Here is a 15049-nt window from a genome sequence, read left to right as displayed (position 1 = left end):
CGGTGTGCGACCGGCTTGAGGCCGGCCGATCCTTCATTGCGTGGGATTGGAGCGGTTCATACCCCGATCGGGCTCAGCCGCGCGAGCGGCACCCCGCCGGGCGCGCCCTGGAGGAGTGTGAGACAGCGCTGCTTGATCGCCGTGAAGTGCGGATCGGTGATCAGGCCGCGATCCCGGGGCCGGCCGAAATCGAGGGGGATGTCGTCGAGGATGCGCCCCGGGCGCGGCGTCATGACGATGAGCCTGTCGGCGAGGAACAGGGCCTCGTCGATGTCGTGCGTGACGAACAGGATCGTGGTGCGATGCCGTGTCCAGATGTCGAGGAGCAACTCCTGCATCGTCAACCGCGTCTGCGCGTCGAGTGCGCCGAAGGGCTCGTCCATCAGCAGGACGCGGGGGCAGTTGATGAGGGCACGGGCGATCTCCACCCGCTGCTGCATGCCCCCGGACAACTCGGCGGGGTAGCGCGCGGCGAAGTCAGACAGGCCGACCTGCGCCAGCAGTGCCCGGGCGCGCGCCCGGCGCTCGCGCCCGCCAACGCCCCTCATCTTCAAGCCGAAGGCGACGTTGTCGAGGACGCTGAGCCAGGGGAAGAGGGTGTGCTGCTGGAAGACGATGCCGCGATCCGGGTGCGGCCCCGCGATCGGCCGCCCGTCGAGGCTGACGCTGCCGCGCGACAGGGCGAGGTGGCCTGCCACCGCGCCGAGCAGGGTCGATTTCCCGCAGCCCGAGGGTCCGAGAATGCAGACGAACTGGCGGCCTGGAATGTCGAGGGCGATGTCCTCCACGACATCGAAGGCGGCATCGCCCCGCCCGAGCCGGATCGCGCCGTCCCGGATCGCTACTTGGCCGTCGGCATGAGGATCATTGCCGGCCTGGAGATCCGCCGGTGCCGTTCCCGCGCTCATCGCTGGCTCCCCGCGCCGACCCACGGCGTCGCCCGGGCGCCGAGCCAGCGCACGACGAGACTCGATCCCATCCCCAGGACGCCGATCAACAGCATGCCGACGACGATGTCGTCGTAGTTCTGCAGCGTGTAGGACTCCCAGGTGAAGTAGCCGATCCCATACTGGCCGGAGATCATCTCGGCGGTCACGAGGCAGAACCACGCGGTGCCCATGCCGATCGCCGCGCCCGTCACGATGCTGGGCGTGGCGCCGGGCAGGATCACCTCGCGCAGGATCGCGGCATCGCCCGCGCCGAGGCTGCGGGCGGCGGCCACGAGGCGCGGATGCACCGATTCCACCCCGTGCACGGTGTTGAGGAGGATCGGGAACAGCGCGCCCGTGAAGGTAATGAAGGCCATCGAGACCTCGGAGGAGGGGAACATCAGGATCGCGAGTGGGATCCAGGCCACTGCCGGGATCGGGCGCAGCACTTCGAGCGGCGGCAGCAGCAGGTCGCGGGCGATGCGAGAGCGGCCGATGGCGAGGCCGAGGGCGACGCCCACCCCCAGCGCGGCGAGGAAGCCCGAGAGCACACGCGCGAGGCTGGCGCCGAGATGGGTCGGGAGTGCAGGCGCGTGGAGCAGCGCCCAGGCCGCCTGCGCCGCCGCTGCCGGAGTCGGCACGTTGCGGAAAGTGACGAGGCCGAGGTCGAGCTGGCTGCTCGCCGCGAGGTGCCACGCGAGCAGGCTCAAGCCCAGGGCGGCCCCACGCAACGCTAGGCGACCGAACGGGCGTTTTCGCGGCAGCGCGCCCAGGACCGTCGCCCGGACCGCCCGTCCGCGCTGGGCGCGGATCGGGGGCGCTGTCTCGATCGCCGACGCGCTCACCGGGCGGCCTCTCGCGCCGGGAGGCGCGCGGCGCCGCTTCGGACAGCGGCGAAGTCGAGCACCTCGCCGCCCTGCGCCGCGGCGTGGGCCTGCGCGTCGCCCTTGAGCAGGAAGGCGCTGAGGCCGCCCTTCGCGTCGCGTACGAACCAGGCCTGGTTGGCGAGCAGCTTGATCCCGCTGTCCCGGTCCTGAGCGTAGAAGGCGCGTGCCTCGCGGCCCTGGCCTTCGAGCGCGCGGAGCGCGGCGAGCGCCGCCTCGGGCGAGGCGTAATGGCGAACATGGTCCTCGCCGCGGATCCAGAGCTGCGCCACGCGGGAGGGATCGGTGATCGGCTGGCCGGAGGCGGCGTCGTTGGCCGTGAGCGGCAGCGGCGCGTAGTCCTTCAGGCGCGCCTCGTAGTCGAGGCCGGCTTGCGTCGTGGCCGCACGGATGAAGCGGTCATCGACGAAGCGGTCGAGGTCGATGTCGGAATCGGCCTTCTTCAGGAGCTTCAGCGTCTCGAACGAGGTCTTCACCGCCTGCCGGTATTCGGGCTTCCAGGTGAGATCCCGGGTTTGAAGGCCCAGCGGACCGTGGAACAGGTAGGCGACCTCCGCCTCGATCCCCGTCACGCGCTCGATCAGTTCGGAGTACTTTTCCGGCTCGGCAGCGATCAACCGGTCCGCTTCGATCGCCGCGCGCAGATAGGCGGTGACGATCTCTGGATACTTCTCGGCGTAGTCGCCGTCGGCCAGAGCGCCGTGGAAGGTCGGGGCGTTGGCCTGGGCGCCGTCGTAGATCTTGCGGGCAAAGCCCCGCCAGGGGAACAGCTCGGCGAAGGGCACGAAGTCGGCATGCGCCTCGATCTTGTTGGCGAGAAGCGCGGCACCCGCCACCTCCGGCGCCTGGGTGATAATGGTGACGTCGCGGCCCGGCTCCCAGCCCTGCGCTTTCACCGCCCGCAGGAGCAGCCCGTGCGAGGTCGAGGCGAACGGCACCGAGATTGTCTTGCCCTTGAGTTCGGCCAGCGACTGCACCGGCGACTCCTTCGGCACGACGATGCCGTTGCCGCTGCCGCGCACGCTGCCAGAGAGCACCGAGATGAACAGCGAGCGGCGCCCGGCCTTGGCGAAGGCGTAGCCGTTCAGCGAACCGGGGAAGTCGGCCATCGCCCCGAGATCGAGCTTGCCGGCCACCATCTCGTTGGTCAGCGGCGCGCCGCTGGTGAAGTTGCGCCACTGGATGTCGTAGGTCGCGTCACGGTACTTGCCGTCCCGCGGCAGGTACTTTTCGAGGAGCTTCAGCTCGCGGATCAGCAGCCCGCCGGTAGCGCAGTTGATCGTGGTGTCCTGCGTGCCGACGGCGACTCGGATGGTCTCGGCCTGGGCCGGGCCGGGCGTCATCGCGCCCAGCGTCGTCGCCGTCAGGAGGAGGGTGGCGAAGCGGCGGATGAGCGGGGAAGGGTGAGGCACCGGACGGCTCCGTGGGGCAGGTGTTTCGACCGCTTACGAGGGCGGCGATCTCACGGATGTGCCGCTCGACGGACACGACGACGAGCAATTAATTTCATCGGAAAGATGAGTTTTGCGCATTCGAACGGCTGTTCTTGATATATCAAAAATATCTTCTCAAACTACACGCGGAGAGAGAAGGATCTGTTCCGCTGACATTCTGATTTGGAATTGCTCTCAAACGGCCAGCACCGATAATCGAAAGCGGAGGACGGATCAGGCTCATGGCCTCGTGCGCGGCCGTTTCCCCGAGGTCCCCATGTCATCGGTATCGCTCGCCTTTCCTGAACCCCGCCGCCCGGCGCCCCTGATCGCCAGCGCGCTCTTCCTCTGCGAGACGGTGGAGGGACTCGACGACGGCGCCGGCTTCCTCGACGGCCTCACCTCGGCCGAAGTCGCCCGAGTGCGCGCGGCCGGGCGCAGCGTCAGCCTCGCTCCCGGCGAGAGCGTATTCACGCAAGGGGCACCGCACGAAGGCATCTTTCTGATCGAAGAGGGACGCGTGCGCGTCTACTACTCGGGGCCTTCGGGTCGACAGGTGACGCTGGCCTACTGGACGCCGGGTCACTTCATCGGCGGCCCGAGCATCTATGGCGGCGGCTGCCACCAATGGTCGGGCGTGGCGATCGAGCCGGTGCGGGTCACCGTTCTGTCGAGCGCGACGCTCCGCGGGTTGATCCGCCAGATGCCGGGCTTCGCGCTCTGCCTCATCGCCGCGCTGGAAGCGAAGGGCCGCTGCTACACCGCGATGGCGCAGATGCTCGGCACACGCTCGGTCATCGAGCGGCTGGCGCAACTGCTGCTCAATCTCGGCGACCTCTACGGCACGCCCGAGAACGGCACGGTCATCATCCGCCGCCGCATCACCCACGACGAACTCGCCGCCCTGGTTGGCTCGACCCGCCAGTGGGTGACGATGATGCTCAAGCGCTTCCAACGCGATGGTATCGTCTCCATCGACCGGGCGCATATCCGCCTGATGCAGCCCGCTCGGCTGCAGGAGATCGTTCTGACGGAGGGGTGAGGCGGCGAAGAACCAGGCCAGCGTCCCGAGAGGTGGCACCCGGCTTTCGGGAAAAGGTCGATGCCGAGACGAGAGGGGAGCGCATCATCCTGGATCCGATATCCAGAATGATGCGGTAGACTGCCAGCTTCGCCAATGCCCAGCGCGCCGTCTTGCGCACGTTCGGATCGGGGTCGTTCACGAGCCCCTCCAGCCCCACCCGCGCCGCTGGGTGGGCGATTTCACCAAGCGCCGCGGCAGCCTCTTTGCGCAGGCCTGCCATCTCCTCGGAGAGGGCAATGACCATGATCGGCACCGCGCGGCGAACTTTCAGGCGGCCGAGGCTGCGCAGGGCCTTCTGCCGGACCTCGGTGAGCCTGATTTCGCGCGGGATCGCCCCCATGTCCGTCCTCCTCGCCAAGGCCGGGACTCTGCAGAGGCCGGCCCGACATCCGGCGTTAGACAGTCGGGCGGGAGGCGAATGAAGAAAATAATTGCCTCGCAGGCAGGGGGTTCGTCTTCGGGAGGCCTCGCGATGTCGAGCTGTGAACGAATCTCGTCCTCATTCGCCGATATCGAAGAAGATTAGGCTCGATGTGGCCGCATGTCTGTATTTTGGATTTATTGATCTCTGGGCTGATGTGCGCTTCGTTGCGCCTGATGGCCAAGTGGGCGCGGTTCTCATCCAGCGAGCGGTGTTTGCAGAGTTGCAGGCTGTAGCTCTGGTGTGGAAAAGTTTGCCGTCACACGGTTCGCCGCGTCCGAATGGACGTCGATTTTGAAGGACTCCGGCTCCGACACCAACAAGTGCCAGTCGGACCAATCGGGCATGTGCTCGCTGGCGGGCACCAAGAGACGTGCGCGGAACCGGAACGACCACGTTCCGTCGGCACGGTCAGACCATTATCCGAGTAGGTCGAAGCGCGGATCAACCGGCTGAATAATCATTGCAGGCGAGAGGGGTGGTAACTCTTCCACGACTCACTGGTCCCGAGCAGCGATCCTGAGCGGTCATCTCAACATCGGCTTACCACCCCATTCGAACCATCGGCTGAAGCGTCTCGAATGGCCGCTTGGGGTCACTTCCAGACCTTCGCCCCAAGCTAGGAAGCGGACTCTGCGCATAGGCTGTGCGAACGGTCGGACCATCATGATGGCGCCATAATCGAAGACCGCGCCCACCGACTGGAGGAGTTATCGTAGGGATTTTTCCGGTCGACCGTTGCGAAATGAGGGGCTTGGGTCAGCCCGTTTCGGCACCGTGCCTCGCGGAGGCCTGCGACGTGGAACTCAGCCCGAAGCCATTGTGAACGGCTGCGATGCGAAGTGGCTCATGGCGTCCACGGACAGTACGCGAGCCCAGATCCTCGACGATGATGCCGCTTGGCAGCGTACCGAGCCGATCAAGCAGGTCGCCCGAGATGAGGATCGAGACGCCGAGTTCCTTCGCGACAGATTCAAGACGGCCCGTGGTGTTCAGCGTGTCACCAAAATAGGCAATCTTGTGTCGTTCAAGTCCGATTTCAGCGGTCACGACCGAGCCGCAGTGAAGTACGGCGCGGAAGCCCGGAACTTGGCCGAACTCTGCCACCCAGCGCTCGGCGTCGTCGGCGATCACCTGTGCGAAATCGAAAACGCACCGCAGACACGCTGCATCTCGCGTTCCTCGTTTCATCGTCCAGCTCACGAGGGCCATGTCACCGACATAATCGTCGATGGAGCCGCGCGCGCGGTGTACCGGCAAGGCGAGCGCGCTGAAGATCGCGCCAAGATACCGCTGAGCCGCCAAGTCGCCGTGCTGCTCAGCGAAGCGAGTCGAGCCTGCAACGTCGAGGAAGAGAAAGATGCGCTCCTCGCTGATCGGTCGATGGTAGCGCCCGATCAGCAGGTTCGCGAAGACGCGGGGCCCGATCAGATCCCGGACGCGGAAGACGAAGGCCGACAAGGCGGAGATTCCGAGGGCGTAAGCGAGCCCAGCATCGGACATCAACATCGCGACGCGCGGGTTCGGCATGTAGCCGAACGCGTGGTGCAGAACCGTACCAGCACCGGCATTCCCGGCCGCGATCATCGCGATGTAGGTGGCGAGCGTCGCCGCCACGAAAATGGGAGTCGCAGCTCGTCGGATCAAGTCGCGCCAAGCCTGGAACAGCAGGCCACGCTCGTACAGGAGGACGGGCGCGCCGATAAAGGCGCCACGAATGCCGGAGACCAGCAGCTCGACATGGAAGATGAGACCGTAGAGCAGGTCCGCCAGCATTCCTATGACGGGTGCCACGATCCAGAAGCCGGCTCGGAACGGAGGCATGGGGCCATGGTATACCAAGCCGCCGGACTGGACACGTCCGGCGGTCGGGGCGTCAGCGGGCATAGCGCGTGAAGACGTAGTCGCGGTCCTTCACGCGGGCCTCGTGACAGGCGAAGCAGGTCTGGTGCTGAGCCTCGTCGACCGGCTTGCCGTCGACGAAGCGTCCGAATCCCCACCCGCCCGTCTTCGCATAGCGTTTGACGTCCTTCACCATCACCTGCACGGTGGTGGCCCGGCCCGGCACGGTGGCCGGCTCGAACTCGGGCAAGGGCACGTGTTGCCAAGCGAGCTTCACCAGGACCGTCCCATCGGAAAACGGCAGGGTACCGCTGGTGTAGGCCTTCACCGCGACGTCGTTGCCGACGACAGCGCGCAACTCGTTGAGCGGCTCCCCCTCCAGAGCAGGGGCGATGAGCTGCCAGGCCCGGTAACCGTCCGGGACGGTGACTCCGAAGATCGGCGAGGCCGGCTTGCCGGCTTCCTGAGCGGTCGCCGTGAGCGCGAGTCCCAGGGCGAGGGCGGCGACTGGGATCAACAGACGCCGGCGCGGGCGGAGATCAGAAACCATCGACATCAATCACCGCCTGAGCGAAGGCCTGCGGTGCCTCTTGCGGGAGATTGTGCCCGATGCCACCGCTGATCAGGCGGTGCTCGTACCGGCCCGTGAACTTCTTGGCATAGGTCGCGGGCTCGGGGTGCGGCGCCCCGTTCGCGTCGCCCTCCATGGTGATCGTCGGGACGGCAATGGTCGGGAAGGCCGCCAGTTTGCGCTCGGTCTCGTCGAAGCGGGCCTCACCCTCCGCAAGCTTCAGACGCCAGCGATAGTTGTGGATCGAGACCGCGACGTGGTCGGGGTTCTCGAAAGCCTGGGCCGAACGGGCGAAGGTGTCGTCGCTGAACTGCCATTTGGGTGAGGCAAGCTGCCAGATCAGCCGGGCGAAGTCCTTCGTGTAGCGCGCGTAACCCTCGCGGCCCCGCTCGGTTGCGAAGTAGAACTGGTACCACCATTGCAGCTCGGCTCTGGGCGGCAACGGCATCGCGTTCGCGGCTTGGCTGCCGATCAGGTAGCCACTGACAGAGACCAAACCCCTGCAGCGATCGGGCCAGAGCGCAGCCAAGATGCAGGCGGTGCGCGCGCCCCAGTCGTAGCCCGCGACGAGCGCCGTCTCGATTTTCAGCGCGTTCAGGAACTCTAGTGCGTCGTTGGCGAGGGCGGCCTGCTGGCCGTTGCGCGGCGTGGTGTCCGAGAGGAAGCGCGTCGCACCATAGCCGCGGAGGTAAGGGATCAGGACGCGATAGCCCGCGGCGGCGAGGACCGGAGCGACGTCGACGTAGCTATGGATGTCGTAGGGCCAGCCGTGGAGAAGCAGGACCGGTTGCCCGGTCGGGGGCCCGGCCTCGACGTAGGCGACGGTCAGGTCGCTGGTGACGATCTGCTTCAAAGGCCCGAAGGACGCCTGCGAGGCCGCCGGACCGGCCGGCTGCGCGGCCACCGCTTCCGCCGCCATGGCCGGTCCCGTCACCAGGAGAGCGCCAGCGGTCTTCATCCAGTGCCGACGCGTCAAGTGACTCTGCTCGGGCATGTCATGATTCTCCTTGATGACGTTCACGCTGTGATGGTGCGGATGTCGCGATGGATGAGGACGCGGCGTGTCTCCTCTGTGTGCCTCGGGGCGGCCCAATGTGAGGATCTGTATGCCGGGCCGAGGCTCGATACAGAGGCTTACAAAGTGCTGGGTCGCGAGATGAGCGTATGCTCATGCGATGTTCCGCGGGCCTCGTCCCGGACTGTGGCGGATCCCGCCCTGTCGTCCCCGGCCGGCTCGGCGCCCGCGCGAAATGATGGACGCCCGGCCCCTGTCGAGGTTATCGAAGGGCCGCCGGATGGAGCCGCGACGCCGATGAGACTGTCCCTGACCGCAATGCCGAACCGCCTTGCCGCCAGGGATCTCTCAACGCATGCCAGCGCATCTCTCCCTTCTGAACATCACGTGGACCGCGCCTGACGGGCGCACCGTCCTCTCCGACATCAGCGCCGGCTTCACGCAGGAGCGAACCGGCATCGTCGGCCGGAACGGCGCCGGGAAGAGCACATTCCTGAACCTCGTGGCCGGTCGCCTGAGGCCGACAAGCGGCAGCATCATCGTCGAGGGTACGGTGGCGTTGTTGCGCCAGTTCGCGAGCATCCCGCCTACCGAGACGGTTGCCGATCTCTTCGGTGCGACCGCCAAGCTGGCACTGCTGCGTCGCGCCGAGATCGGTGCTGCCACGGCCGACGAGCTCGCCGAGGCCGACTGGACTCTGGAGGAGCGCCTCACGGAGGCCCTGGACCGGATGGGTGTACCGGTGAGCCCCGCGACACGTCTGTGTTGCCTCTCCGGCGGGCAGCGCGCTCGCGCGGCACTCGCGGCGGCGATGTTTGCAGGACCGGATTTCCTGCTGCTTGACGAACCGACCAATGACCTAGATCGCGAAGGGCGGTCCGCCGTGTGCGCAGCTCTGCGGAACTGGCGCGGGGGGGCAATCGTGGTCAGCCACGACCGATCCTTGCTCGACGCCATGGACGCCATCGTGGAGCTCGGACCCTCTGGGGTGAGCCGCTATCCGGGGAACTTCGACGCGTATCTGGAGGCCAAGGCGGTTCGGATCGCTGCGGCTGAGCATGACCTCGCTGTGGCCGAGAAGCGAACGGCGGACCTTGCACGAAGGACCCGGGACACCGTCGAACGCCAGCAGCAGCGCGATGCGGCCGGACATCGCCGGGGTGCCCGCGGCGACCTTCCCCGGATCCTCGTCGGCGCCCGCCGAGACAATGCGGAGAAGACGGCCGGCGGCAGTGCACGCGCGGCGGAGCGACTGCGTTCCGAGGCTCACCAGAAGCTCGAGGACGCCCGCAGCCGGATCGAGGCCGTGTAGGCAGTCTCAGTCACGATCCCGTCCTGCGGCCTCCACGCTGCGAAGTCCGTCGTGTCGATCGAGCGGGCGACCGTCGGCCATCGGCCGGGTCAGCCCATTCTGGAGGATGTGTCGCTTTCCGTGACCGGACCGGAGCGCATCGCGATCTCCGGGCGCAACGGGGCGGGGAAGTCGACGCTCCTTGACCTCATCGAGGGCCGCCTCAGCCCCTGGTCGGGGCGGGTGTCGGTCGGCGTGCGCACGGCACGCCTCGACCAGGGTCTCACCGCCCTCGACCATAACCAGACCGTGGTGGAGAACTTCGCCCGCCTCAATCCGGAGGAAGGTGCGAACGGATGCCGGGCGGCCCTGGCGCGCTTCCAGTTCAGGTCTGCCGCCGCGGATCGGCCTGTCTCGGCGTTGAGCGGCGGTCAGCAAGTTCGAGCCGCCCTGGCCTGCGTGCTCGGGAATGCGGTCCCGCCGCAACTCCTGCTTCTCGACGAGCCGACCAATCACCTCGACCTCGAAGCCGTCGAGGCGGTCGAGGCCGGGCTCGCTTCCTATGACGGCGCTCTTCTGGTCGTCAGTCACGACGAGGCTTTTCTCCGCGCGCTGGGCATTACGCGGTGGCTCGCCCTCGACGATCTCGCCGACAAGTCCGGTTGATCGGTCGTGCGAGCCGCGCCGGACCCGCGTCACGAGAGCGTGACGGCCGCCTCCAGGCCGCCGCCCGGGCGGTTGCTGAGCCTGAGCCGTCCGCCGATCGCGGCGGCAAGCTGATCGGCGATGGCGAGGCCGAGTCCGGTGCCGCCGGTCTCACGGCTGCGCGATCCCTCCAGCCGGACGAAGGGAAGCAGCACGGCATCGAGCTTGTCCGCGGGGATGCCGGGTCCACGATCCAGTACCGCGATGGTGATCCTTCCCTGGACGACCTGCAGATCGAGCTCTGCCCGGTTGGCATATCGGATCGCGTTGTCGATCAGGTTCGTCAGGATCCGGCGCAGGGCTTGCGGGCGCGTCACGATCGTCACCTCCGGCAGGACGGAGACAGCGACATCGCACCCTGTGTCCTGGTAGTCGAAGGCGATGCTCTCGAGAAAGGCGCGCAGATCGAGGCGGGTGGGTGGCTCGACGTTTCCGTGCACGCTGCGGGCGTAGGCGATCCCCTCGCGGACGAGCGTCTCGATCGCCTCGAGATCGCCGAGGATCCGGTCCTGTTCGAGGCCCTCGACGCCTGTCTCCACGCGCAACCGCATCCGGGTGATCGGTGTCTGGAGATCGTGGGAGATCGCCGCGAGGATGCGGACGCGTTCGTCGAGGTGGCGGGACACCCGTTCCTGCATCGCGTTGAGGGCTCGCGCGGCGCGCGCGACCTCATCGGGCCCTGCCTCCGCGAAAGGCGTGGCCGGTCGCCCCGGCTCCAGCGCGTCGGCGGCCTGCGCGAAGCGCGTCAGCGGCCGGACGGCGAGCCGCACGGCGAACCAGACGCAGGCGACGAGCACGAGCAGCTGCAGGGCCAGCGCGACGGGCAGCCACGATGCCACGGGCCGCAGGGTCGGCTGGACCGCGATGGTGAGGGCCGAGCCGTCACTCAGGGCGACGTGCCCCTGCAGTCGCACCGGCGACCCGGACACCGCATCGAACCGAACGGGGAAGCGCGGCTCCAACGCGGCGCGTATCTCGTCCGCGATCATTGTCAGACGGGACGAGAGCGCCGCAGTCCCCGGCGAACCGGAGCCGAGCGCGAAGCGATAGGTCGGCCTTTCGAGGAGCGGGAGCCATTCGGACCGCTCGGCGGCCGGCAGGCGATCGAGCAGCGCGACCGCGACGACGACGTCGCGCTGGAGCGTCGTCAGCATGACGGCGCGCGCCGTCTGGTCCCGCTCGGCTCTCGTGACCGCAAACGAGAGCAGCTGAGCGCTCAGGAGACCTGCGAGCAGGATCAGGAACAGGCGGCCCCGCAGGCTGCCCGGCCAAACCAGAAGGGGTGCCATCATCCCTCGCGCGCCTGCGCGATGGTAATGGGCATGGCAAAGACATAGCCTTCGCTACGCACCGTCTTGATGTAGGCGGGCTCGCGGGCATCGTCCTTCAGCCGCTGCCGCAGGCGGCTGACGAGCAGGTCGACGGATCGGTCGAACAGTTCGGCATCACGGCCCTGTGTCAGGTTGAGCAACTGGTCGCGCGACAGGACCCGCTGCGGGTGATCGAGCAGCACACGCAGAAGCCGGTACTCCGCGCCGCTGAGGGGGACGACCGTTCCTGTCGCATCGATCAGGTGACGGGCGGTGGTGTCGAGCTGCCACGCCCCGAAGGCGAGAAGCCGGCCTGCCTCGGTCACCTGGAGGTTGGGAGGCAGCATCCGGGTACGGCGGAGCACGGCCTTGATCCGCGCGAGGAGTTCCCGGGCCGCGAACGGCTTCACCAGGTAGTCGTCCGCACCCATCTCCAGGCCAACGATCCGGTCCGTCTCGTCGCTGCGGGCCGTCAGCATCAGGACCGGGGTGGCCTTGTGCCTGCCCGAGCGCAGCTCTCGGCACAGGACGAGACCGTCATCGCCCGGCATCATGATGTCGAGCACGACGAGGTCGACCCGGTCGGCGTCGAGGAACGCGCGCATCTGCCGCCCGTCCGCGGCCAGCGTCACGCGGAGGCCGTTTTTCCTGAGGTAGTTCGACAGCAAGTCGCGGATTTCTCGGTCGTCGTCGACGATCAGGACATGGTCGATGTGATCCACGGTCAGCCCCCAGCGTGCTTCATCGGATAGCGCGATGGGTGCCCGCGGGCGAGCCAGTCTTCGTAACACAGTGTAGCGGCACGGCGCTGCGTGCCTGGTCCGACGTGACCGTCGTGCTGGGCTTGCGTGGGCAGGGCAGAGTTCCACAGGGATCTGCTCCCTACAGACGTGAGCAAGCGGACAGTCCACTTCCGTCCGACATCAGTCGCCTGGGTAACCCATCAGACTGTCCTGAAGCGAACCTTCTCAGCGCGTGCTTTGGGTCATTCGGCAACCTGGGGGCGACCATCCTACTGGTACACCGCGGCCCTTTCGACCGCGATGTCCGGTTCAGATCTCGGTCTGCTCTGAGAGGATCAGTGCGTCGTCAACCTCAATGCCGAGGTAGCGAACCGTGCTCTCCAGCTTGGTATGGCCAATGAGCAACTGGCAGGCTCGGATATTGCCGGTGCGTTTGTAGACTAGCGCGACCTTCGTGCGGCGCAGGCTGTGCGTGCCGAACGCCGAAGGGTCCAGGCCGATCAGGGCAACTCAGCGGTCTACCAGCCGACTGTAGTGCCGCGTCGTTAGATGCTCTCCATGTCGACTCCGGCTGGGAAACAACCAGTCGCCGGCTTTCAACCTGCGCGTCGTCAGCCAAGCCGCGAGAGCCTCGCGCGTCGGCTCGGTGATCTCGAACGGAACCGGCCTGCCGGACTTGCGCTGGCAGACGGTCGCTCGAAGACGTACGGCGTCGCCCAAGTAGATGTCGCTCACGCGCAGGCCGACGAGATCACACCCGCGCAGCTTGCTGTCGACGGCAAGGTTGAACAGGGCAAGGTCTCGCGTCCAGTTAGCGAGCTGTAGGCGCGTGCGTAGGGCCCAGATGTGCTTCGGCTTCAGCGGCGGTTTTGGGCCGACGATACGGCCGCGGTTCCAGGGAACACGTGTGCTGGTGGGAACAGTGACGACCTCGGGCATGACAGGCTCCTGGGTTGAGGAGCCCGCCATGAGAAACCCAATGCTGCCGCTGAGCCCAATGTCGAATGACGGCTCTCCGCGGCACAAGCCGATGTTGGCGCCGGCGGGCTTGGATCGCTGCTTACGACCCGATCCGGACCTACGGTGGGTGCACCTCGGATGTCAGCTTGTTGCAGGACAGCCGAAGTAAGCGAGACCTGTTAGAGGTCGCTGCTCATAAATTCCCAGCCGAGCGCCGCGAACGCCAAGGCGCCATGCTGCTCAAGACGCCATCCTGGCGGATCAGTCCATGCAGTAGGGCTGCCCCGAGATGCGCCAGGATCAGGCCAAACAGCCCGTAGGCCAGGATAGAGTGGAGTTCGCGCAGCCACGCGTAGAACATTGGGCTCTGCGGCAGGATCGGCGGCACCACCATAGGCCCGACCACCGCGACGGGGAGGCGCCCCGCCGACAGCATCGCCCATCCGACGAGCGGCATGGCCAGCATCAGCCCGTAGAGGGCGACATGCGAGACCTGCGCGGCCCGCCGCTGCCACGGGGGCAGATCCGCGGGCAGCGGCGGTGGGGGGCGACGCCAGCGGTTGACGAGGCGCAGGACGGCCAGAATCAGGATCAGGATGCCGAGCGGGCGATGCAGCGCGACCAGCGTGCCGTAATCGGCGAGCGAGGCTACCATTGCGACGCCGATGAACAGCATGGCTAGGATCAGTACCGCCATGCTCCAGTGCAGCAGGCGGGCCGGTCCATTGAAGCGGGTGGATTGCATCACGGGGCGTTTCCTGGGTCGGCCGTCGCGGCCACGGCGCTGGGGCTCGTCGCCTCGCCCGCCCGGCGGGTGAAGGAGCGGGCATAGGCGGCCGAGCGGGCGCTCAGCAGCGGATCGTCGGACGGGGCGATGCCGTCCGGCAGGACGAGCGGATCGAAGTTGACGTCCCGGCAATTGCCGGCCTCCTCAGGCGTCGCGCCGGTGAGGGTCAGGGTGCCCACGTCCACGTTCTCGCGGTCGGCGGGCCAGGGCAGGGTCGGGTCGGTGGTGGCATCGTCCGCCCGACTGATCGTGACGACGAGGTGCCAGCGCAGGGGCTCCCGCTGAAGCTGCGCGATGAGGTCGTCGAACAGGTAGTTCTTGTCCGTCCGCGCGGCTTGCGCGGCGGTCTCCTGCACCCCCGGCCGCTCGGGCACGAGGGCCCAGCGCACCGGAGTGGCATGGCCGTCGGCGGCCACGAACCGGAAGGCGTTCAGGCTGCGGAAGGTGCTGTCGGCAAAGCCCGCGGTGATCGTGCGGGCCTTGATCAGGGTGGCTGCCTTCGCGCTTTCCGGATGGGCGGCGAAGAACGCCTTCATGCGCTCCGGGTCGGGCTTGCCGGTGGCCGGGTCGGGCTTCCCCGCAAGCAACTGCTCGTAGAACGCCTCGGGCGTGCGCACGGGAAAGACCGGAAGGGCGTTCATGCCCGTGCGCCATTCCTCCCTGTCCGGCAGCCGGAACCGCAGAGCGAGGCTGCGCACGGTCGTCGCGGCGTCGGCCGCGTAGGGTTGCCCACCCGCGAGCGCGAACCGTCCCTCGACCGGCGTCACGCGGCCCGCCGCGAACACCCCCGCCTTCGAGAGGGCGATACCGGCCCCGTTGCCGGCAAATTCACCGACCACACACACGCCCTTGGCATGGTTGCGCCGGAAGCCCGGATGCGGGCCGTTCACCTGCTCGAAGCGATCGACGATGCGGGCCGGGGTCAGCGCGGCCGGCGACAGCCAGCCGCCCGCAACGGCGAAGGCCCCGGTCGTGCCGGCGAGCAGCGCCCCGATGGCGCAGACGCGCAGCATCAGGGCACGCGGGCTCATTCCGGGTGGAGCTCCGGTCAGTCGGTGCAGCAGGGTCATGGAA

At 67.5% G+C, this 15049-nt stretch carries 11 protein-coding genes and 3 pseudogenes; 2 read left to right on the top strand and 12 right to left on the bottom strand.

Annotated features, from left to right (window positions below; genetic code table 11):
• Positions 1-56: 56 nt before the first annotated feature.
• From MPPM_RS01505 to MPPM_RS01495, 3 genes are read right to left on the bottom strand one after another with little or no spacing between them, the layout of a single operon-like run.
• Positions 57-908: an ABC transporter ATP-binding protein gene (locus MPPM_RS01505; protein WP_096483250.1), complete on the bottom strand. Its 852-nt coding sequence runs from the start codon at positions 906-908 to the stop codon at positions 57-59.
• Positions 905-1774: an ABC transporter permease gene (locus tag MPPM_RS01500; protein ID WP_096483248.1), complete on the bottom strand. Its 870-nt coding sequence runs from the start codon at positions 1772-1774 to the stop codon at positions 905-907. Before MPPM_RS01500 ends, MPPM_RS01505 begins: the two co-directional genes overlap by 4 nt.
• Positions 1771-3156: an ABC transporter substrate-binding protein gene (locus MPPM_RS01495; protein ID WP_096487666.1), complete on the bottom strand. Its 1386-nt coding sequence runs from the start codon at positions 3154-3156 to the stop codon at positions 1771-1773. Before MPPM_RS01495 ends, MPPM_RS01500 begins: the two co-directional genes overlap by 4 nt.
• Before the next feature lie 367 nt (positions 3157-3523).
• Here MPPM_RS01495 and MPPM_RS01490 point away from each other — a divergent pair, with 367 nt between their 5' ends.
• Positions 3524-4288, top strand: a complete 765-nt coding sequence (locus MPPM_RS01490; RefSeq protein ID WP_096483246.1) for a Crp/Fnr family transcriptional regulator — start codon at positions 3524-3526, stop codon at positions 4286-4288.
• A 121-nt stretch (positions 4289-4409) separates the two neighbouring features.
• Here MPPM_RS01490 and MPPM_RS01485 read toward each other — a convergent pair.
• The 4 genes and pseudogenes from MPPM_RS01485 to MPPM_RS01470 all read right to left on the bottom strand — a co-directional run.
• Positions 4410-4637 (bottom strand): annotated as a pseudogene (locus tag MPPM_RS01485) (HEAT repeat domain-containing protein); the annotation flags it as partial.
• An 873-nt stretch (positions 4638-5510) separates the two neighbouring features.
• Complete coding sequence (locus MPPM_RS01480) at positions 5511-6575, bottom strand: adenylate/guanylate cyclase domain-containing protein (RefSeq protein WP_096487665.1); 1065 nt, start codon at positions 6573-6575, stop codon at positions 5511-5513.
• 52 nt (positions 6576-6627) lie between these two features.
• A complete protein-coding gene (locus MPPM_RS01475) occupies positions 6628-7149 on the bottom strand; it encodes a cytochrome P460 family protein (RefSeq protein WP_096483244.1) in 522 nt (173 codons plus the stop codon).
• Positions 7133-8158 carry an alpha/beta fold hydrolase gene (locus tag MPPM_RS01470; RefSeq protein WP_096483242.1) on the bottom strand — a complete coding sequence of 342 codons (1026 nt, stop codon included), beginning with the start codon at positions 8156-8158 and terminating at the stop codon, positions 7133-7135. Before MPPM_RS01470 ends, MPPM_RS01475 begins: the two co-directional genes overlap by 17 nt.
• A 376-nt stretch (positions 8159-8534) precedes the next feature.
• Between MPPM_RS01470 and MPPM_RS01465 the strand changes: the two are divergent.
• A pseudogene (locus MPPM_RS01465) lies at positions 8535-10136 on the top strand (ABC-F family ATP-binding cassette domain-containing protein).
• A 29-nt stretch (positions 10137-10165) separates the two neighbouring features.
• Here the strand turns inward: MPPM_RS01465 and MPPM_RS01460 are convergent.
• The 5 genes and pseudogenes from MPPM_RS01460 to MPPM_RS01440 all read right to left on the bottom strand — a co-directional run bounded on the left by MPPM_RS01460 (position 10166) and on the right by MPPM_RS01440 (position 15045).
• Entirely contained in the window at positions 10166-11467 is a 1302-nt protein-coding gene (locus tag MPPM_RS01460; protein WP_096483239.1) for a HAMP domain-containing sensor histidine kinase, read from the bottom strand.
• On the bottom strand, positions 11464-12207 hold the full coding sequence (locus MPPM_RS01455; RefSeq protein ID WP_096483237.1) for a response regulator: 744 nt from the start codon (positions 12205-12207) through the stop codon (positions 11464-11466). Before MPPM_RS01455 ends, MPPM_RS01460 begins: the two co-directional genes overlap by 4 nt.
• Positions 12208-12537: 330 nt before the next feature.
• Positions 12538-13167: pseudogene (locus tag MPPM_RS01450) on the bottom strand (tyrosine-type recombinase/integrase).
• Between the two features lie 214 nt (positions 13168-13381).
• Positions 13382-13936 (bottom strand): cytochrome b, encoded by a 555-nt coding sequence (locus MPPM_RS01445; RefSeq protein ID WP_096483235.1) that lies wholly within the window; start codon positions 13934-13936, stop codon positions 13382-13384.
• Positions 13933-15045 (bottom strand): catalase family peroxidase, encoded by a 1113-nt coding sequence (locus tag MPPM_RS01440; RefSeq protein ID WP_096483233.1) that lies wholly within the window; start codon positions 15043-15045, stop codon positions 13933-13935. The genes MPPM_RS01445 and MPPM_RS01440 overlap by 4 nt, the downstream gene beginning before the upstream one ends.
• Between the last annotated feature and the right edge of the window lie 4 nt (positions 15046-15049).

It is taken from the genome of Methylorubrum populi, from assembly GCF_002355515.1.
Classification (GTDB): domain Bacteria; phylum Pseudomonadota; class Alphaproteobacteria; order Rhizobiales; family Beijerinckiaceae; genus Methylobacterium; species Methylobacterium populi_A.
This window is presented reverse-complemented; position numbering and strand designations above follow the sequence as displayed.